The sequence below is a fragment of the Paraburkholderia bengalensis genome, from assembly GCF_037126505.1.
GTDB lineage: Bacteria > Pseudomonadota > Gammaproteobacteria > Burkholderiales > Burkholderiaceae > Paraburkholderia > Paraburkholderia bengalensis.
In genome coordinates this window covers 62,176-81,401 of record NZ_JACFYJ010000024.1, presented here as the reverse complement: position 1 = coordinate 81,401, position 19,226 = coordinate 62,176, and the positions used below count along the sequence as shown (strand labels likewise).

Genomic DNA, 19,226 nt, shown 5'->3' with positions numbered 1-19,226 from the left:
TGACGCGCCATTTGACAGATATGAATGAAATGAACTCGAGTGATTTCGAAGCCCTTCTTTCGGCGCAACGTAGCGCCATGATCCGCGATATTCCTACTTCAACCTCCAGCGCGTCGGGTGAAGCACCGACGCTCACCAAGGCTGAGCTTGCCGAGCTGCTGTTCGACAATGTCGGGCTCAACAAGCGGGAAGCGAAGGACATGGTCGAAGCGTTTTTCGAAGTGATTCGAGATGCGCTGGAAAGCGGCGACAGCGTGAAGCTGTCCGGCTTCGGCAACTTCCAGTTGCGCGACAAGCCGCAGCGTCCAGGCAGAAATCCGAAAACGGGTGAAGCGATTCCCATCGCTGCGCGCCGTGTCGTGACGTTCCACGCGAGTCAAAAGCTGAAGGCGTTGGTCGAAAACGGCGCTGAAGAAAGCTTCGTGCGCTGATCGAACCGCGCGCCCGCGCAACCACAACGACGGTTATCCAACCGCTAACTGACGATGACAGCGACGATCGAAAAAGTCGTCTTGCCTCCGATTCCCGCGAAGCGCTACTTCACAATCGGTGAAGTCAGTGAACTATGCGGCGTGAAACCGCATGTGCTGCGGTACTGGGAGCAGGAGTTCACGCAGTTGCGGCCGGTGAAGCGCCGAGGCAATCGACGGTACTACCAGCACCACGAAGTGCTGCTGATCCGGCGGATTCGCGAGTTGCTGTACGAGCAAGGTTTCACGATCAACGGTGCGCGCAACCGGCTCGATTCGCACGGTGCCGGGCAGGGCGCGGAGGGCGAGATTGAAGAGGCAGAAGGCGCAGCGGCGGCGCCGACCACGGCCAGCGTCGACGTCGATCAATTGCGCAAGGAGTTGTTGCAGGTGATCGACCTGCTTGGGCATTGAACGATTTGTTTGCTCAAGATTGATTGTTGCAGTTCTATTCGCGTGAAGTGTCTGTTATACTTTCATGCTTTCGGGGCGTAGCGCAGCCTGGTAGCGTACCTGCATGGGGTGCAGGTGGTCGGAGGTTCAAATCCTCTCGCCCCGACCAGATGGACAAAAGGACTTACGGTGTTGTGCCGTAAGTCCTTTTTTATTTTGTTCGCCAAGCAGGCGTTGGGAAGCGAAGTCGTTGCAGTGCCGATGGCGATTTGTTCTGATGGCAACGGCGTCTGCCTGGGGGGCGAGAGTGATTGCGAAACTACCTCGGCATCCTCATCAATTCAGCCTACGCCGGCTTCGGACCCTCGTACGGCCTTCTCACCACCTTACTTCCCGGCTTGGAACGCAGCGAGTGCCGCCCCCAGTTCCTGGTCGGTGATGACAGGCAAGATCCGGAACGTGAAAACGTCTCCCCATTCCAGGACCCACGCGGACATCGCGGCGGTATTGTTGGATTCTACGATCGCGCATCCGCTCAATTCGCCGATCACATGCCATCGGCCTAACATTGTGACGCCGTCGGGGGGCGGGGCGCCGCCCGTTTTCATGAAGCGTTCGATCGCCGACTGCTGCGCTGTCGGCAGCCCGTTCCACTGAACTATGAACTTCATTGCGGACCTCCACTTCACTCCTGGCGATGCCGGCCAGTGGCAAGCCGTCACCGCGACGGGCGCTGCAGAATGCGGCGCCCGGGAGCCCGCACCGAACGAGGACTTGTCCGACGTATCCGCAGTTCCGTGCCGCCACCTAGGCGTTTTTCAGAATGATAGGCAGCGCAACTGCAACTTCCAGTCTTCAGGTGGCGCATTCCGATGCGCTCATTCGCGCCAGCGCATCGAGACTTAAGTTTCCGTTAAGCCTGCGCTTCTACATTGATCGAGCGTCGGACGATGCAGGAAGTGCTGCGAGGAGTCGTCCGGTGCTTCATGGTCCGCCGGGGGGCGAACCAGACCAAGACCATCGTCGATGCACATTCGACCGCCAACAGGCGTCAGATGGCCGTGTGTCAATCGGCCGATCAGCTTTCGCCCGAAGGCTGTTGGGGGATGGCCATTCGGACCCGGTGCTCCGCCGGGTTTTTCTTTCTCCACAATCCCCAGCGCGCCCTGGGCGTCACAGAGTGATGATTTGGCTTATGCCATCTGCCGCGCTATCGTCGTGCAATCGGCGTGCAAAACTGTATAAACATACAGTATAGTATTCACCTATCCGGCGTGGCGGTGGTTAAGCAGGCTGCCGCTACGCCCTGCGCTTACCTCGCCGCACGAGCATACGTGGCCGCGTCCCGCCGGCCTCCTCGCCGGCCAATACATTCAGACGGACAGGCAAATTGTCATCTAACGGAACGATCCGAATTCGTGGCGCACGCCAGCACAACCTGAAGAACGTCGACCTCGACCTTCGCACGGGCGAAATGACCGTCGTGACAGGGCCGTCGGGCTCAGGCAAGTCGAGCCTCGTGTTCGACACCCTGTATGCGGAAGGGCAGCGGCGCTACGTCGAAACCTTCAGTGCGTACGCGCGCCAGTTTCTGGACCGGATGGACCGGCCGCAAGTCGATCGCGTGGACGGCGTGCCGCCCGCTATCGCCATCGACCAGACCAATCCCGTGCGCAGTTCCCGCTCCACAGTCGGCACGATGACGGAGCTCAACGATCACCTGAAGTTGCTGTATGCGCGTGCGGCCGAACTGTTCGACCGCAAGACAGCTCAAGCGGTCCGGCACGACACGCCGGAAACGATCTACGCGGAACTGCAAAGCCGAACGGCGGCGGATGATCCGCGCGTGGTCGTGACGTTTCCCGTGGAATTGCCGGAGACGACCAGCGAAGCCGAAGTCGAACAATGGCTGTCTGCGAGCGGCTACACGCGTGTACAGGCGCAGCGCGAAGTCGCCTCGCCAACGGGCATGCGCAAGGTCCTCGATGTCGTGGCCGACCGCTTCCGGCTACATCAGGTCGAAAAAGCGCGCGTGGTCGAAGCGATCGAAGCGTCGCTTAAGCGCGGCGGCGGCCGTGTGAACGTGTACGTGCTGGCGCAGGTTGCGCAAGGCCAGAGTGAGCCTTCGGAACCGCAAATCTGGCGTTTCTCGACGGGGCTGCACAACCCCGACAGCGATCTGCGTTACGCCGATCCGCAGCCGGCCTTGTTCTCGTTCAACTCGGCCTATGGCGCCTGTGACACGTGCCGTGGCTTCGGGCGCGTGATCGGCGTCGATCTTGGGCTTGTGATCCCCGACGAACGCAAGACGCTGCGCGGCGGCGCGATCAAGCCGATGCAAACGCCAGCGTGGAAAGAATGTCAGGACGATCTGATGCGCTACGCGGCGAAGGCGAACATTCGCCGCGACACGCGCTGGTCGGAACTCACCGACGCGGAACGCGACTGGGTCATCAACGGTTCCCCCGATTGGGATGGCGAGTGGCAGAAGCAGTGGTATGGCGTGAAGCGCTTTTTCGGCTATCTCGAATCGAAAGCATACAAGATGCACATTCGCGTGCTGCTGTCGAAATACCGCAGCTACACGCCCTGCGAGACCTGCGGCGGCGCGCGCCTCAAGACGGAGTCGCTGCTGTGGCGTCTTGGATCGAAACAAAATGCCGATTCCGTGCTCGACCCGGCACACCGATTCATGCCGCGCGGCGTCGACTGGAACCGGGAGCAACTGGAAGCGTTGGCGGGCCTGACCGTACACGATCTGATGCTGTTGCCCATCGACCGCATCCGGCGCTTCTTCGACGACATCACGCTGCCAAGCGCGCTGTTGGACGACGCGCTGAAGCTGCTGCTGGCCGAAGTGCGTACGCGCCTCAAATATCTGTGCGACGTCGGCCTGGGCTATCTGACGCTCGATCGTCAAAGCCGCACGCTGTCGGGAGGCGAGGTGCAGCGGATCAACCTGACCACCGCGCTCGGCACTTCACTCACGAAAACGCTATTCGTACTCGACGAGCCGAGCATCGGACTGCATCCACGCGACCTGAACCGGATCGTGGAGGCGATGCAGCGGCTGCGGGACGCCGGCAACACGCTCGTCGTGGTCGAGCATGATCCGTCCGTCATGTTGGCGGCCGACCGTCTGATCGACATGGGGCCGGGGCCGGGCGAACGCGGCGGCACGATCATTTACGACGGCACGCCCGATGCCATCCGCTCCGCTGGCACATTGACGGGCGAGTATCTGGGTGGCCGCAAACATGTCGCGGATGCGGCGCACTGGGCGCGGCGTGCTGTTGATGAAAGCACGCCGCGCATCGTGCTCGAGGGTGCGCGTCAGCACAATTTGCGCGACGTGACGGTCAATATTCCACTGCAGCGTCTCGTGTGCGTGACGGGTGTGTCGGGCTCCGGCAAATCGACGTTGATCCAGGACGTGCTATATCCGGCGCTGTCGAGGCAACTCGGCAAGGCAACGGAATCGCCTGGCGCTCACCGCAGCCTGACGGGCGTCGAGCAGATCAGCGACGCCATATTCGTCGATCAGTCGCCGATCGGCAAGACCACGCGCTCGAATCCCGCGAGTTATGTCGGCGCGTTCGACGAGATTCGCAAGCTGTTCGCGAAGGCGCCGCTGGCGCTGCAACGTGGCTACGGCGCCGGTGTGTTCAGCTTCAACTCCGGCGATGGCCGCTGTCCGACATGCGGCGGCTCGGGCTTCGAACACATTGAAATGCAGTTTCTGAGCGACGTCTATCTGCGCTGCCCTGACTGCGACGGCAGCCGCTACCGTCCGGAAGTGCTCGAAGTGAAAATCGAACGGGATGGCCGTGCGCTGAGCATCGCGGATGTGCTGGAACTGACGGTGCACGAGGCGGTGAATACGTTCGCTGGCGACGGCGAAGTATTGCGCGTCCTGCAGCCGATCGTCGATGTCGGTCTCGAATACGTAAAGCTCGGCCAGCCGGTGCCGACGCTGTCGGGTGGCGAGGCGCAGCGTCTGAAGCTGGCGGGCTTCCTCGCGGAAACCGCTCAGGCGCGCGCGGCGCGTGGCGGCGCAAAGCAGGCGCCGCCGCGGCTGTTCATGTTCGATGAACCCACCACGGGTCTGCACTTCGACGACATCGCCAAGCTGATGCAGGCGTTCGGCAAGCTGCTGGCGGGCGGTCATTCCTTGATCGTCATCGAGCACAATCTGGACGTGATTCGCGCGGCCGACTGGCTGATCGATCTCGGTCCAGAGGGCGGGGATGGCGGCGGTCTCGTCGTGTGCGCGGGCACGCCGGAAGACGTCAAGCAATGTCCCGGTTCGCACACGGGCGAAGCGCTGGTCCACTATGACCGAGCAATGGGCCTCGCGATCGAGCCGACAGAGGCCGCCGAAAAAGCCGAAGCCGCCGCGCACGGCATGCCTCTGCAGACGGCGCTGAATGCGGCGCGCGCGCGGCGCGCGGTGGAGGGGGAAGACGTCGTGCGTATCGTGAATGCGCGCGAGCACAACCTGAAAGCACTCGACGTCGACATTCCGCACGGCAAGTTCAACGTGATTACGGGCGTTTCCGGCTCGGGCAAATCAACGCTTGCGTTCGACATCCTGTTCCACGAAGGGCAGCGCCGCTATCTGGAATCGCTGAATGCCTACGCGCGCTCTATCGTGCAGCCAGCGGGGCGCCCGGAGGTCGACGCGGTGTACGGCATTCCGCCGACGGTCGCAATCGAACAGCGTCTGTCGCGTGGCGGACGCAAGAGTACCGTCGCGACGACGTCAGAGGTGTGGCACTTTCTGCGTCTGTTGTACGTGAAGCTCGGTATCCAGCATTGCGTCCACGACGGCGCGCCCGTGACGTCGCAAAGCGTCGAGTCGATCGTCGCGCAGCTGATGCGCGACCACAAAGGCGAACATGTGGGGCTGCTGGCGCCGTTGGTCGTGAACCGCAAAGGCGTCTATACCGACCTGGCGAAATGGGCGAAGGCGCGTGGCAATACGCACTTGCGTGTCGACGGCGAATTCGTGCCCGTCGATCCGTGGCCGAAGCTCGACCGTTTCCGCGAGCACACGATCGAGCTGCCCGTCGGCGACATCGTCGTGTCTGCGGAGAAGGAGGCGGAATTGCGCAAGCTGCTTGACGAGACGCTCGAGGCCGGCAAGGGCGTGATGCATCTGCTCGCGCCGCTCGACGGCCTCGAACGTGCGATGACGAGCAATTCGCCTACGTCGCGTGTCGGCGAGGTGAAGGTGCTGTCGGTCAAGCGTGCGTGCCCCGTGTGCGGAACCAGCTATCCGGAACTCGATCCGCGCATGTTCTCGTACAACAGCAAGCACGGATGGTGCACGAGTTGCGTCGGCACGGGCCTCGCGCTGACGCGCGAGCAGCGCGCGGCTTACGACGACACCGTGCTCGTCGACGATAATCGCGGCCGCGAGCAGACCCTGCCATCCGACGAGCAGGAGCCGGAAGGCGTCGGCGACGCGCCGTGTCCTGACTGCCACGGCACGCGCCTGAATCCGTCCGCGCGTGCCGTGACATTCGAAGCCACGCCTATCGTCGACGTCGCACAGTGGACGGTGTCGGACACGCGGCGCTGGATCGACGGGCTCGCGTTGAACGGTCGCGAAGCGGAGATCGCGCGCGACGTGATCAGCGAAATCGGCAGCCGGTTGCAGTTCCTCGAAGAAGTCGGCCTCGGTTATCTGAGCCTCGATCGCGCGGCACCGAGTCTGTCGGGTGGCGAGGCGCAGCGTATCCGTCTCGCGGCGCAACTTGGCAGCAATCTGCAGGGCGTCTGCTATGTGCTCGACGAGCCGACCATCGGCCTGCACCCGCGCGACAACCAGATCTTGTTAGACGCGCTGCGCAAGCTTGGCGACAAGGGCAACACGCTGGTCGTCGTGGAGCACGACGAAGATACGATTCGTCGCGCGGACCATATCATCGATATCGGCCCGGGCGCGGGCAAGCGCGGCGGCACGCTGGTCGCTCAAGGGCGCGTCGGCGATCTGTCCGCGCAATCCGATTCGCTCACGGGCCAGTTTCTCGCTCATCCAATCCTGCATCCGTTGCAGGCGCGGCGCCCCGTTTCGCTGGAAACGAAGCGGGCCGCAGCCGTGCCTGAGAACTGGCTGACGGTGAATCGCGCGACGCTGCACAACCTGCGCGATGTGACCGTCGGCATTCCGCTCGGCCGTCTCGTCGCCGTAACGGGCGTGAGCGGATCGGGTAAATCGACACTCGCTCGCGATGTGTTGATGGCCAATCTGCTGGATGCCGTCGGGCGATCCGTGCTGTCGTCGCCCGCCATGCGTCGCGCGCGCAAGGCCGCGCAGGCGGAAGACGCGCCGGCTGCGAACCGTCGCTCGAGCGTGCTTGCGCGCAGCGCGCCGCGGCCCTCGCTGAGCGTGACGCATGTCTGGCAAGGCTGCGAATCGATCAGCGGTTTTGAATCGATCGACCGCGTGCTCGAAGTTGACCAGACGCCGATCGGCAAGACGCCGCGTTCCTGCCCGGCCACGTATATCGGCGTGTGGGACACCATCCGGCGGCTTTTCGCGGATACGCTCGAGGCGCGGGCTCGTGGCTACACGGCATCGCGGTTTTCGTTCAACACGGGCGATGGCCGTTGTCCCGCCTGCGAAGGGCAAGGCGTTCGTACGATCGGCATGAGTTTCCTGCCCGACGTGAAGGTGCCGTGCGACGTGTGTCACGGTCAGCGCTTCAATCCGGAAACGCTGGCGGTGACATGGCGCGGCAAGAACATCGGCGACGTGCTGACAATGGAAATCGACGAAGCCGTCGACTTCTTCGCCTCGATGTCGAACATCGCGCATCCTTTGCAGTTGATGAAGGACGTTGGCCTTGGTTATCTGACGCTCGGACAGCCGTCGCCTACGCTGTCAGGCGGCGAGGCGCAGCGCATCAAGCTCGTCACCGAACTGAGCAAGGTGCGCGACGACATCACGCGTCGTGGACAGAAGGCGCCGCACACGCTGTATGTGCTCGACGAACCGACCGTCGGACTTCACATGGCCGATGTCGCGAAGTTGATCCGCGTGCTGCACCGGCTGGCGGATGCCGGCCATAGCGTCGTGGTGATCGAGCACGATCTGGATGTGATCGCGGAAGCGGATTGGATCATCGATCTCGGGCCGGAAGGCGGCGTCGGCGGCGGGACGATTGTCGCGTCCACGGACCCCGAGGGATTGGTCCGTGTCCCGGCAAGCCACACAGGGCGGGTGCTGGAGCCTGTGCTGGTGCGCACCGCGAACGAGTCCGCGGGGACGGTGGCCGGCGCGCGCGTTAGTGCGGGGTAACGCCCATGTGGCTTCGATACATGCCGTCGCAACTTGGCGTCCATCATGAAAGCACGCCATAGCGCCGCATTCACCGCGATTCTGGCCGCTGTTCTGTTCGGCGCGACGACCCCTTTCGCCAAGGCGTTGCTTGGCGCGTTATCGCCGTTCATGGTGGCGGGCCTGTTTTATCTCGGTAGCGGATGCGGCCTTGCCGTGGGCATGTTGATCCGTCATGTTCGGCGAAAGCCGGGGGCAGGCGAACAGAGCGGACATGCCATTCCCCTTGCTGAGATGCCGTGGCTGATCGGGGCGATTGCCGCGGGCGGTGTTGCGGGGCCGGCATTGCTGATGTTCGGGCTCGATGCCACGCCAGCGGCGACCGCTTCTTTGTTGCTCAATCTCGAAGGCGTTTTTACTGCGCTGATCGCGTGGGTCGTTTTTCGCGAGAACGTCGATGTGCAGGTCTTTCTCGGCATGCTGGCGATCGTCGCGGGCGGCGTGTTGCTGTCCTGGCAACCGGGAGAAGGCGGTATGGGCAAGGGCGCGGCTTTCGTCGCGCTCGCCTGTCTGTGCTGGGCGATCGACAACAACCTGACGCGCAAGGTCTCGATCAACGACGCAATGACCATTGCCTGCGTCAAAGGGCTGGTGGCAGGCGTCGTGAACACGGGCATCGCGCTATGGCTGGGCGCGCGGGCGCCGGCAGCCGGATTGGCCGCGGCATCGATGGTGGCGGGGCTGGCCGGTTATGGCGTGAGCCTCGTATTGTTCGTCGTTGCATTGCGTCACCTGGGCACGGCGCGTACGGGGGCCTACTTTTCGGTGGCGCCTTTGTTCGGCGTCGCGATCTCACTGGCGCTGTGGCCCGAGCAGCCACCCTTGTCGTTCTGGTTCGCTGCAGCGTTGATGGCGCTCGGCGTCTGGCTGCATCTGCGCGAGCGGCACGTGCACGAACACACGCACGAAGCGCTCGATCACACGCATCGCCATCGGCACGACGAACATCACCAGCATGCGCACGATTTCGACTGGGATGGCGCGGAGCCGCATGTGCATCCGCATCATCACGCGCGCATTACGCATACGCATGCTCACTTTCCAGACGTTCATCATCGCCACACGCATTGACAGCGCACTTCGGTGCATCCGCAAGCAAAGCGCGAGTAACCCGTTTATATTGGCCCGTGCACCTGGCCGCTCGCGGCCCAACCCACGTTGACGAGGATCTTTCATGCCGGACCCGACCGTATTCCCGATCGCGAAGAAGTGGCCCGCGGCGCATCCCGAGCGCATCCAGTTGTACTCGTTGCCGACGCCCAACGGCGTTAAGGTTTCGATCATGCTCGAAGAGACGGGGCTGGCGTACGAGCCGCATCTGGTTCGCTTCGACACGAATGACCAGATGTCGGCGGAATTCATGTCGCTGAATCCGAACAACAAGATTCCCGCGATCATCGATCCAAACGGACCAGACGGCGAGCCGCTGCCACTGTTCGAATCAGGCGCGATCCTGATCTATCTTGCCGACAAGACAGGCAAACTGATGCCGAAGCAGGCATCGGCACGCTACGAGACGATTCAATGGGTGATGTTCCAGATGGCTGGCATCGGACCGATGTTCGGACAGGTCGGCTTCTTCCATAAGTTCGCCGGCAAGGAGTACGAAGACAAGCGTCCGCGCGACCGCTACATCAATGAGTCGAAACGGCTGCTCAACGTACTGAACGAGCGGCTTTCCACACGGAAGTGGATCATGGGCGACGAATACTCGATCGCCGACATCGCGACGTTTCCGTGGGTGCGCAATCTGGTCGGTTTTTACGAGGCGGGGGACCTCGTCGGTATCGGCGATTTTCCGCATGTAACGCGTGCGCTCGATACATTCGTCGCGCGTCCCGCGGTTGCGAGAGGGTTGGAGATTCCCAAGCGCGGATAATGGGTGCCCAAACGCGCGGTAGTCATTGCGGTTAGCAAAAGCCCGTGCCCTCATGAGAGCGGCACGGGCTTTCTTTTGCGGACTGCGGACTGCGGACTGCGATCAGCGCGATATCGGCATCACCCGCCCAGCGCAGGATCACTCATGCTCGGCTTGCCCGTCTCGACGTGACCCGCGATACGGCGCGCAAACGACGCATCGCTATCGACCGTAATCGTCAGGTCATACCAGCCATACACATGCCGCAGATCGATATAAACGGTATCGCCATCGCCGCCGCGAACCGTATGCGTGATGGCCTTGCCGGCGTCATAAGCATTGACGATCGTGAACTGGCAGCGCGCGTTGCCGTCGTTCTTCAGGCGCAGTTGCAGATTGCCGTTCGCCACATCGTAGCCCTCGGCGACTTCCGGCTTTGCCTGGTCGTGGCCGCTCCAGAGATGCTGCGCGGGCTGCTTCCCGGCAAACCGGCGCAGGAATCCGTTCGGGCCATGCACCGTGAAATCATATGAGCCGTCGGCGTTCACGGGCAGCTGATCGACGAGCCGTTTGCCCGCCTCGACCGTGTACGTGCGCGGCGCACCGGCGCTCAGCGCCGCGAACACGAGGAAGTTCGCGCCGACCTTGCCCGTGTTGACGAAGCGCATCGAGAACTTGCCGTTGCTGTTACCGTCGACGCGCACGAATAATTCGTAGGGCAGCGCGCGAGCGGGACGCACGCCCGACTCCTGTTTCGGCATCGAACCGACGAGCGGGGGCTGCGGCGTGTAGTTCGGGTGACGATTCTGATCCTGCGGTTTGTACGTCGACGTCGACGGCAGCGGTGGGAACGCATCGTTCGGATTGGCGAAATTGAACGCCGACGTCAGATCGCCGCAAACAGCGCGGCGCCACGGCGTGATATTCGACTCGGCCAGCTTGTGACCATGACCGAAACGCGCTTCGATGAAACGGATCACGGACGTGTGATCGAACACTTCGGAGCACACCCAGCCTCCCCTCGACCACGGCGACACGACGAGCATCGGCACGCGCGGCCCGAGGCCGTACGGACCGGCCGCGTAGGCGCCGTTGTTGCCGCCGGGATAGATTTCGTTGGTCGTGTCGACGGTCGACAGGCCGTTCGCATTCGACGACGGCGCAAACGGCGGCGACACGTGATCAAAGAAGCCGTCGTTCTCGTCGTAATTGATGAGTAGCGCGGTCTTGCTCCACACATCGGGGTTCGACGTCAGAATCTGCAGGACCTGATCGACGTACCATGCGCCGTAGTTCGCAGGCCAGTTCGGATGTTCGGAGTACGCCTCCGGCGCGACGATCCACGACACCTGCGGCAACTGGTTGTTCTGCACGTCTTTGCGCAAGATGTCGAAGTAGGTGTCACCCGCCGACACGTTCGTGCCCGTACGCGCCTTGTCATACAGCGGATTGCCAGGCTGCGCGTTGCGATACTGGTTGAAGTACAGCAGCGAGTTGTCGCCGTAGTTGCCGATGTACGGATTGTCCGTCCAGCCCCACGAGCCTTTTGCGTCGAGACCGGTGCCGACGTCCTGATAGATCTTCCACGAAATGCCCGCGTTTTCCAGCACTTCCGGATACGTCGACCAGCCATAACCGAGCTCCGAGTTGTCGACGACGGGTCCACCGCCCGTGCCGTCGTTGCCGACCCAGCCGGTCCACATGTAGTAGCGGTTCGGATCGGTCGCGCCCATCAGCGAGCAGTGGTACGCGTCGCAGATCGTGAACGCGTCGGCGAGCTGGTAGTGGAAGGGGATGTCGTCGCGCGTCAGATACGCCATCGTCGTCGTGCCCTTGTTCTCCACCCACTGGTCGTTGCGTCCGCCGTTCCAGGCGCCATGCGTCGTCGGCCAGTCGTGCGGCAGATCCTGCAGAAATTGCAGGCCGAGGTTCGGCGCTGTCGGATGAAACGGCAGCACTTCACCGATACCGCCGCGCCCTGGCTGATGCCACACCGGTTTGCCGTTCGGCAGGTTGATTGCACGCGTATCGCCGAATCCGCGCACGCCGCGCAGCGTGCCGAAGTAGTGGTCGAACGAGCGGTTTTCCTGCATCAGCACGACGATATGCTCGATGTCGCGGATGCTGCCTGTCTTGTTGTTCGCGGGAATCGCAAGCGCATTGCGGATGCCGAGAGGAAGCATCGTCAACGCGGTGGCGGAGCCAGCTGTCTGGACGGCTGCGCGCAAAAAATCACGGCGGTTCTTTGAAGTCATGTTGGATTCGATCGTGCGGAAAGAAACGGTAAGGGAAGGCTTCCGGTGGGGGCGCGGAGCCTGCTTTTTTAGAACTCAATCGACGGTGTGAATCACGGGTGCTGCGAGGACAACGGAATCGGCTTCGCTTGCACCGCCGGGGAATACCGGCGGCTGTGCCTGCGCGGACGACGACTGCGGTTCATGAAGCGTAGTGCTGTTGGATGAAGCGGACTGCCGAAGTTGAAGCGAAGTGCCGGTGGATGAAGCGGACTGCGTTGGGACTGCATTGAACGTCGTCGCCAGGATCGGGTGCGGCTCCTGTTGCGTCCCGCCTTGCTGCTGTTCTTGTGATGCCTGGCTGGACGCGCCGTCACCGCACGCCGTAGCGACCACCGATGCCGTGATGACGGCAAGCACTGAACGCAAACGATTGCGTCGCTGGGTACATGCAATTCCGTGCAGGGTGTGCATTGTCATCTTCCGGCGTCATGAGTGAGAGACGCGAAAGGATAGCCAGCGCATGTGTAGGATTTGTGAAGAAGAAGGCGAGGAAGGCGGTGCGCCACGGCGAGCGCGCAGATGCACTGGTACCGATGCACTGCAGAATGCAGCGCGCATTTCTCGTGACGGCTCAACGACCTGGCTGCGTTATCAGCAGGTTGTCAACAGGGATGCGCACGGAATGTGTGGAGAACTTTTATGCAGCGAGTCGGCCGCTCGTGCAGCCAGCTGCATGCACAGACGTCACGCCCGGCGTTGTCGCCGGGATTACCCGCGGGCGTCGTTGGTGTACTTCGCGATGAATTCGACGATCGCGGCGTCGAGCGCCTGTGGCGCATCGCGATGGGGCGAATGCCCGCAGTTGTCGAGCTTGCTGAGCTGGGCCTGCGGTGCCTGTCGCGCGATCGTATCGATCTGCACCATCGTGCCGTAGTGATCGTCATAGCCTTGCACGGCGAGCAGCGGACAGCGAATACGCGTCAGTTCATCAACGATGCTCCACGACCGGAATGCTGCACTCAACCACACATCGTTCCAGCCGTAGAATGCCGAATCGACGTCGGCGTGATGACGCGCAAGTTTGCTGCGTAAGTCGCCTTGTTCGTAGGCAATCTTTGCTTCCGCGATGCTGTCGACGGAAATGTCCTCGACGAATACATGCGGCGCGATGGCGACAGCACCTGCCAGTGAATCGGGGAAGGCTGCAGCATAGAGCAACGTGATCGATGCGCCGTCGCTGTGACCGATCACCCACATGCGTTTTCTTTCCGCTGGGCTCACCTCGAGTGCATCGAGCAGTGCGGGCAATACGTCGCTTGCCTGCACCGACATGAAGTCGACAGGCAGCATGACGTCATGCGGGCGAGGTGTCGAACGGCCGTAGCCTGGCCGCGAATACACGAGGCCGCGCATGCCGAGCTTGTCGCATAGCGTCTGCGGCCAGTCTTTCCACATCGCGACGGAGCCCAGACCTTCGTGCAAAAACACGGCGAGCGGCGCATCTTGCCGATGCGCGTGCAGCCAGCGGTACTCGATATCGAGCGGGCCGCGTTCCGCAGTCGCGGGCAATTCGATCGACGCGCTCCCGGCATCGTCCCGCAGTGTGGTGAGGGGTTCGGACATTCTGTTCATCAGCCCGTGAGCTGTTCTCGCAGTTTGAAGCGTTGAATCTTACCTGTTGCCGTCTTCGGCAGATCGTCGACGAACACGATATCGCGCGGGTACTTGTGTGGCGCGAGCTTGCCCTTGGCGAACGACTTCAGTTCATCTGCAAGCGCTTCGCATGCATCGGCACTTTGCTTCAGCACGACAAAAGCACGCGTTTTCACGAGCCCCCCGTGGTCGACGCCAACGACGGCCGCTTCGAGCACGGAAGTATGTTGCACGAGGACCATCTCCACCTCGACAGGCGACACATACTGGCCGCTCACCTTCAGCATGTCGTCGCTGCGGCCGGCGTACTGATAGCAGCCGTTGGGCAGCCGGCAATACTTGTCGCCGCTGCGAATCCATTCGCCCAGAAACGTCGCGCGCGACTTTTCGCGGTTGCTCCAGTACATCAGCGCGGCGCTTGGACCCTTGATGAAGAGGTCGCCGACCTCACCGTCCGGAACGGGATGACCCGCTTCGTCACGTAACTCCACTTCATATCCCGGAACCGGGCGCCCTGTGGTGCCGTACTCCACTTCACCCGAGCGATTCGACAGGAAGATATGCAACATCTCGGTCGAACCGATGCCGTCGAGAATGTCGCAACCGAAATGCGCCGTGAACCGCTCGCCGATTTCGCGCGGCAGCGCTTCGCCCGCCGACGCGCACACGCGCATGGCGACCTGCTCGCGCGGCGGCAGGTTGGGCGATATGAGCATGTTTGCGTACAGCGTCGGCACGCCGTAGAAGATGGTCGGCCGATGTTCGACGAGCCTCCGGAAGATCGCGTCGGGCGTGGGACGTTCGGCCATCAGCACGGCCGTCGCGCCAACCGAGAGCGGAAACGTCAACGCATTGCCGAGCCCATAGGCAAAAAACAGCTTGGCCGCCGAGAACACGATGTCATACTCGCCGATGCCGAGTATCGGCTTCGCATACAGTTCTGCAGTCCAATACAGGTTTGCGTGCGTGTGCACGGTGCCTTTCGGCTTGCCTGTCGAACCTGACGAGTAGAGCCAGAATGCAATGTCATCGCCGCTACATGCATTTGGTTTCATCGAGGGCTCGGCGCCGTCGATCAACTGGCTCAACACGTAGGCCGGCGGCGGATCGAGCTGCACTGGCTGCGACACGATCAACGTGCAGCCTTCGTGCTCGGCATCGCCCATTGCTTTTTCGACATTTTGCAGCAATGCCCCCGACGCGATCACCGCGCGCGCGTGGCTGTGGGCGAGCATGTACAGATAGTCCGCCGCTGTCAGCAGCGTGTTCGCGACCACGGGCACGACACCGGCATACAGCGCGCCGAGAAACACGACGGGCAACTCGGCGGTGTCGAGCATCACGAGCAGAATGCGCTCTTCGGGATGCACGCCTAGCGAGCGCAGCGCTGACGCGAAGCGGCGTGCGCGGTCCTCGAGCTGCGCGTACGTCGTGTGGCCTGCGTCGTCGATATAGGCGGACTTGTCGGGCCGGGCGTGGTTCAGGCGGAACAGGTGCGTCGCGAAGTTGAACTGCGCGGGTGGCGCTTCGACTGTCGGCGCGGGCTCGCTTCGGCGCGAATCCAACTGGGCTTCCATGTGTCCTCCGGCGAGGTGAGGCGGCGTGCGTGAACGGACTGGTGGGGCGTGGCGGCGCATGCAAACGCATGCAGGGGGTCACGTAGCGGTCGCGTCCCGGGTGAATTCGATTGCACCTTGTGGCAGCAAATACAGCACCAGTGCCTGACCGTGCGCGACGGTCGGCCGGTGTGCGCTTCCCGGTTCATACACGCACCAACCGGCCGGGTGGCCGTCAAAGGTCGCGCCGTCCGTGAGCGGCACGATCAGGTCGATTTCGCCGTGCGGGTGCACATGATGTGGACCGGCAATGTCCTGCATGTCGACGACATCGACGGAAAAATCGTGCGTGTCGGGTGTGGGTTTGATGATGCGGCCGTAGCGGATGCCGCCGTGTTCGCGGTTGCAGAGCCAGCCTTCGACGACGCCTGTGCGGCAGGCGCTGGCGAGCTCGTCGTACGTATCGCTGCCGACGGGCCAGGTTGTATTCAGCCATTCGCCCAGCGACGCGTCGACCGGCCGGCCGGCCAGTTGCGCAGTCACGCGCGCGATCAGACGCTGGAAGTCTTGCGGGCACATATGTTGTCTCCTATGGCTAGCCGGTAGCCGCTGACGCGTCGGCGGCTATCGCGACGCCACGCCACGCCAACTGCCTGCGAGTGCGAGCGCTTCAGCGCCTGCCTCCAGCTTTCGGCAACTCGACCTCATTCACCGCGCCTGCCACGCACCTTGTTGCCGCCGACGCACACGCACCTTAGTTCATGTGCAAGAGCGTCAATTTCACCTATGCCATTCGGACGAGGGCTGACGGCGTTGTTATTAGCTTGATATGCGGCGAAAATTAACCGTTCACCTGAAGCATGTCAAGCACTATAGTACATATACCTAAGCGATGAGGTCTTGCGACATGAACCAAACTTACTCTGCCGCGGCCGCCGACGCGCCGTCTACACCGCGTGGTGCCGACGAAGCGGCCAAAGTCGAGCGCGAGGAACGCGATCCGTTCCTGACCGCGATGGGCGAGCGCGTGCGCCTGCTGCGGGCGCGTCGCGGCATGACGCGCAAGACCCTCGCGTCGGAAACAGGTCTGTCGGAGCGGCATCTTGCGAACCTGGAGTCCGGCGTTGGCAACGCGTCGGTGCTGGTGCTCCGTCAGATCGCGGCGACGTTGAGCTGCCCGCTGGCGGAAGTGATCGGCGACGAAACCACGTCGTCAGCGGAATGGCTGCTGATCCGCGAACTTTTGCAGGGCCGCGATCAGGCGGCGTTGCAGCGGGCGCGCGTCGCGCTGTCGGAGATGTTCGCGCAGGCGCCGCGCGACCCGCATCGCAAGGACCGCATCGCGCTGATCGGGCTGCGCGGCGCGGGCAAGTCCACGCTCGGCCGGATGCTCGCCCAGGAGCGCAAGGTTCCGTTCATCGAGATCACGCGCGTCATCGAGCAGATGGCGGGCTGTCCGCCCGCCGAGATCCATTCGCTGTACGGCGCGAGCGCGTATCGACGCTACGAGCAGCGCGCGCTGGAGGCCGTGATCGGCGAGCACGAACGCGCCGTGATCGCTTCGCCTGGCGGGCTGGTGTCCGAGCCCGCCACCTTCAACGCGCTGCTCGCGCATTGCTTTACGGTGTGGCTCCAGGCCACTCCCGAAGAGCATATGCGCCGCGTGGTCGCGCAGGGCGATTTGCGGCCCATGTCCGGCAACAAGGAGGCGATGGAGGATCTCAAGCGCATCCTCGCGGGCCGCAGCGAACTGTACGGCCGCGCCGACATGACCTTCGATACCAGCGAGCGCACGCTCGCCGATGCCTATTTGCAACTGCGCGACCGTCTGGCGGCTCGGCTCGCCGCCGAACTCGGGGACGAAGCGTAATGCATGCGAGACCGCTGCGGTTCCGGTCGTTGCGCCAGGGATAACCCCTAAACATGAAATAAAGTGCTTTACATGGCCACGCTGATGCACTATTGTTCTCTAAAACAATCTGCATCGATTCAGGAGACGCCCCATGTCCGCAGCCATGTCCCCGGCAGACCATGCCGCCGCGCGAGTCGACTACCGTACCGAACCGTCGCAGTACAAGCATTGGAAACTCTCGTTCAACGGCCCGGTCGCCACGCTCGGCATCGACATCGCGGAAGAGGGCGGCATCCGAGACGGCTATAAGCTGAAGCTGAATTCATACGATCTCGGCGTCGACATCGAATTGCACGATGCTGTACAGCGCATCCGTTTCGAGCATCCGGAAGTGCGCACGGTCGTCATCACGAGCCTGAAGGACCGCGTGTTCTGCTCGGGCGCGAACATCTTCATGCTCGGTCTGTCGTCCCATGCGTGGAAGGTCAACTTCTGCAAGTTCACCAACGAAACGCGCAACGGTCTTGAAGACTCGTCGCGGCACTCGGGCCTGAAGTTTCTTGCAGCCGTCAACGGTGCATGTGCAGGCGGCGGATATGAACTGGCACTCGCGTGCGATGAAATCTACCTGGTCGACGACCGCTCGTCGTCGGTCGCGTTGCCGGAAGTGCCGCTGCTCGGCGTGCTGCCGGGCACGGGCGGATTGACCCGCGTCACCGACAAGCGCAAGGTGCGGCACGATCGCGCGGACATTTTTTGCACCGTGGTCGAAGGCATTCGCGGTGCGCGTGCGAAGGAGTGGCGTCTCGTCGACGAGGTCGTGAAGCCGAATCAGTTCGATCAGGCGATCGCTGCGCGCGCGCTGGAACTGGCGCAGCAAAGCGATCGCCCGGCCGATGCGAAGGGCGTGATGTTGACGCGTGTCGAGCGCACCGACCGCGAAGACGGCCTCACGTATGCGACGCTCGACGTGACGATCGACCGCGCGAGGCGCACCGCCACCTTTACCGCGAAAGCGCCTGCCACGGAGCAACCCGCCGATATCGACGGCATCGTCGCGAAGGGGGCGAACTGGTGGCCGCTGCAGTTCGCGCGCGAGCTGGACGACGCGATCCTGTCGATGCGCACCAACGAACTCGAGATCGGCACGTGGATTCTCCGCACGGAAGGCGACGCGCGCGCCGTGCTCGCCGTCGACGCTGTACTGCTGCAGCATACGGATCACTGGTTCGTGCGCGAAACGATCGGCTTGATGCGCCGCACGCTGGCGCGCATCGACGTGTCGTCGCGTTCTCTGTTCGCGCTGGTCGAGCCGGGTTCGTGTTTCGCGGGCACCTTCGCCGAGTTCGCTTTCGCCGCCGATCGCACGTACATGGCGGCGCTGCCCGCCAACGAAGACGAAGAGCCCGCCATCACGCTGTCGGAAGTCAACTTCGGTCTGTATCCCATGGTCACGCATCAGTCGCGGCTCGCGCGGCGCTTCTATGAAGAGACCGGACCGCTTGACGCCGTGCGCGCGAAGATCGGCCAGCCAGTGAAGGCGGTGGAGGCGGAACGTCTGGGTCTCGTGACGGCATCGCCGGACGACATCGACTGGGCCGACGAAATCCGCATTGCCCTCGAAGAACGCGCGGCCATGTCACCCGACGCGCTGACTGGCATGGAAGCGAATCTGCGCTTCAACGGCCGCGAGACGATGGAGACGCGCATTTTCGGGCGTCTGACGGCATGGCAGAACTGGATATTCAACCGGCCGAACGCGGTGGGCGAGAAAGGCGCGCTCAAGGTGTACGGCAAGGGCAGCAAGGCGCAATTCGACGTGTCGCGCGTCTGAGCGAACGCGACCCGACGACATCACATCA

Annotated in this window: 13 protein-coding genes and 1 tRNA gene; 8 read left to right on the top strand and 6 right to left on the bottom strand. The window is 62.8% G+C overall.

The genetic code is table 11. The features are described from left to right. Positions 1-20: 20 nt before the first annotated feature. The 3 genes from H3V53_RS16695 to H3V53_RS16685 all read left to right on the top strand — a co-directional run bounded on the left by H3V53_RS16695 (position 21) and on the right by H3V53_RS16685 (position 1,032). On the top strand, positions 21-431 hold the full coding sequence (locus H3V53_RS16695; RefSeq protein ID WP_054924884.1) for an integration host factor subunit alpha: 411 nt from the start codon (positions 21-23) through the stop codon (positions 429-431). 54 nt (positions 432-485) lie between these two features. After that, on the top strand, positions 486-884 hold the full coding sequence (locus H3V53_RS16690) for a MerR family transcriptional regulator (protein ID WP_336598873.1): 399 nt from the start codon (positions 486-488) through the stop codon (positions 882-884). Between the two features lie 71 nt (positions 885-955). Further along, positions 956-1,032, top strand: a tRNA-Pro gene (locus H3V53_RS16685). A gap of 217 nt (positions 1,033-1,249) precedes the next feature. Here H3V53_RS16685 and H3V53_RS16680 read toward each other — a convergent pair. Next, positions 1,250-1,534: a DUF3303 domain-containing protein gene (locus H3V53_RS16680; protein WP_336598872.1), complete on the bottom strand. Its 285-nt coding sequence runs from the start codon at positions 1,532-1,534 to the stop codon at positions 1,250-1,252. 719 nt (positions 1,535-2,253) lie between these two features. Between H3V53_RS16680 and uvrA the strand changes: the two genes are divergently transcribed. The 3 genes from uvrA to H3V53_RS16665 all read left to right on the top strand — a co-directional run bounded on the left by uvrA (position 2,254) and on the right by H3V53_RS16665 (position 10,087). Next, positions 2,254-8,169, top strand: coding sequence for an excinuclease ABC subunit UvrA (gene uvrA, locus H3V53_RS16675; protein ID WP_336598871.1), 5,916 nt, complete (start codon positions 2,254-2,256; stop codon positions 8,167-8,169). A gap of 45 nt (positions 8,170-8,214) precedes the next feature. Next, the gene (locus tag H3V53_RS16670) at positions 8,215-9,279 is read left to right on the top strand and encodes a DMT family transporter (protein WP_336598870.1); all 1,065 of its coding nucleotides are present in this window, start codon (positions 8,215-8,217) and stop codon (positions 9,277-9,279) included. 103 nt (positions 9,280-9,382) lie between these two features. Further along, on the top strand, positions 9,383-10,087 hold the full coding sequence (locus tag H3V53_RS16665; protein ID WP_336598869.1) for a glutathione binding-like protein: 705 nt from the start codon (positions 9,383-9,385) through the stop codon (positions 10,085-10,087). A 119-nt stretch (positions 10,088-10,206) separates the two neighbouring features. On the opposite strand, the gene H3V53_RS16660 is transcribed toward H3V53_RS16665, so the two are convergent. The 5 genes from H3V53_RS16660 to H3V53_RS16640 form a co-directional block, all read right to left on the bottom strand. After that, positions 10,207-12,321, bottom strand: coding sequence for a phosphocholine-specific phospholipase C (locus tag H3V53_RS16660; protein ID WP_336598868.1), 2,115 nt, complete (start codon positions 12,319-12,321; stop codon positions 10,207-10,209). A 75-nt stretch (positions 12,322-12,396) separates the two neighbouring features. After that, a complete protein-coding gene (locus H3V53_RS16655; protein ID WP_336598867.1) occupies positions 12,397-12,774 on the bottom strand; it encodes a hypothetical protein in 378 nt (125 codons plus the stop codon). A gap of 297 nt (positions 12,775-13,071) precedes the next feature. Continuing rightward, positions 13,072-13,935, bottom strand: a complete 864-nt coding sequence (locus tag H3V53_RS16650; protein ID WP_336598866.1) for an alpha/beta fold hydrolase — start codon at positions 13,933-13,935, stop codon at positions 13,072-13,074. Continuing rightward, positions 13,935-15,533 (bottom strand): benzoate-CoA ligase family protein, encoded by a 1,599-nt coding sequence (locus H3V53_RS16645; RefSeq protein WP_336598865.1) that lies wholly within the window; start codon positions 15,531-15,533, stop codon positions 13,935-13,937. Before H3V53_RS16645 ends, H3V53_RS16650 begins: the two co-directional genes overlap by 1 nt. Before the next feature lie 78 nt (positions 15,534-15,611). After that, the gene (locus tag H3V53_RS16640) at positions 15,612-16,091 is read right to left on the bottom strand and encodes a DUF4863 family protein (protein WP_336598864.1); all 480 of its coding nucleotides are present in this window, start codon (positions 16,089-16,091) and stop codon (positions 15,612-15,614) included. Between the two features lie 328 nt (positions 16,092-16,419). Here H3V53_RS16640 and H3V53_RS16635 point away from each other — a divergent pair, with 328 nt between their 5' ends. Next, positions 16,420-17,382, top strand: coding sequence for a helix-turn-helix transcriptional regulator (locus tag H3V53_RS16635; protein WP_336598863.1), 963 nt, complete (start codon positions 16,420-16,422; stop codon positions 17,380-17,382). Between the two features lie 145 nt (positions 17,383-17,527). Further along, positions 17,528-19,198 carry a 2,3-epoxybenzoyl-CoA dihydrolase gene (gene boxC / locus H3V53_RS16630; RefSeq protein ID WP_336598910.1) on the top strand — a complete coding sequence of 557 codons (1,671 nt, stop codon included), beginning with the start codon at positions 17,528-17,530 and terminating at the stop codon, positions 19,196-19,198. Positions 19,199-19,226 lie beyond the last annotated feature (28 nt).

Excerpts from the sequence above, each read along its gene's own strand:
- H3V53_RS16645 (WP_336598865.1), bottom strand. The coding sequence starts at position 15,533 with ATGGAAGCCCAGTTGGATTCGCGCCGAAGCGAGCCCGCGCCGACAGTC.
- boxC (WP_336598910.1), top strand. The coding sequence starts at position 17,528 with ATGTCCCCGGCAGACCATGCCGCCGCGCGAGTCGACTACCGTACCGAA.
- H3V53_RS16690 (WP_336598873.1), top strand. The coding sequence starts at position 486 with ATGACAGCGACGATCGAAAAAGTCGTCTTGCCTCCGATTCCCGCGAAG.
- H3V53_RS16640 (WP_336598864.1), bottom strand. The coding sequence starts at position 16,091 with ATGTGCCCGCAAGACTTCCAGCGTCTGATCGCGCGCGTGACTGCGCAA.
- H3V53_RS16670 (WP_336598870.1), top strand. The coding sequence starts at position 8,215 with ATGAAAGCACGCCATAGCGCCGCATTCACCGCGATTCTGGCCGCTGTT.
- H3V53_RS16695 (WP_054924884.1), top strand. The coding sequence starts at position 21 with ATGAATGAAATGAACTCGAGTGATTTCGAAGCCCTTCTTTCGGCGCAA.
- H3V53_RS16635 (WP_336598863.1), top strand. The coding sequence starts at position 16,420 with ATGAACCAAACTTACTCTGCCGCGGCCGCCGACGCGCCGTCTACACCG.
- H3V53_RS16655 (WP_336598867.1), bottom strand. The coding sequence starts at position 12,774 with ATGCACACCCTGCACGGAATTGCATGTACCCAGCGACGCAATCGTTTG.
- H3V53_RS16650 (WP_336598866.1), bottom strand. The coding sequence starts at position 13,935 with ATGAACAGAATGTCCGAACCCCTCACCACACTGCGGGACGATGCCGGG.
- H3V53_RS16665 (WP_336598869.1), top strand. The coding sequence starts at position 9,383 with ATGCCGGACCCGACCGTATTCCCGATCGCGAAGAAGTGGCCCGCGGCG.
- H3V53_RS16660 (WP_336598868.1), bottom strand. The coding sequence starts at position 12,321 with ATGACTTCAAAGAACCGCCGTGATTTTTTGCGCGCAGCCGTCCAGACA.
- H3V53_RS16680 (WP_336598872.1), bottom strand. The coding sequence starts at position 1,534 with ATGAAGTTCATAGTTCAGTGGAACGGGCTGCCGACAGCGCAGCAGTCG.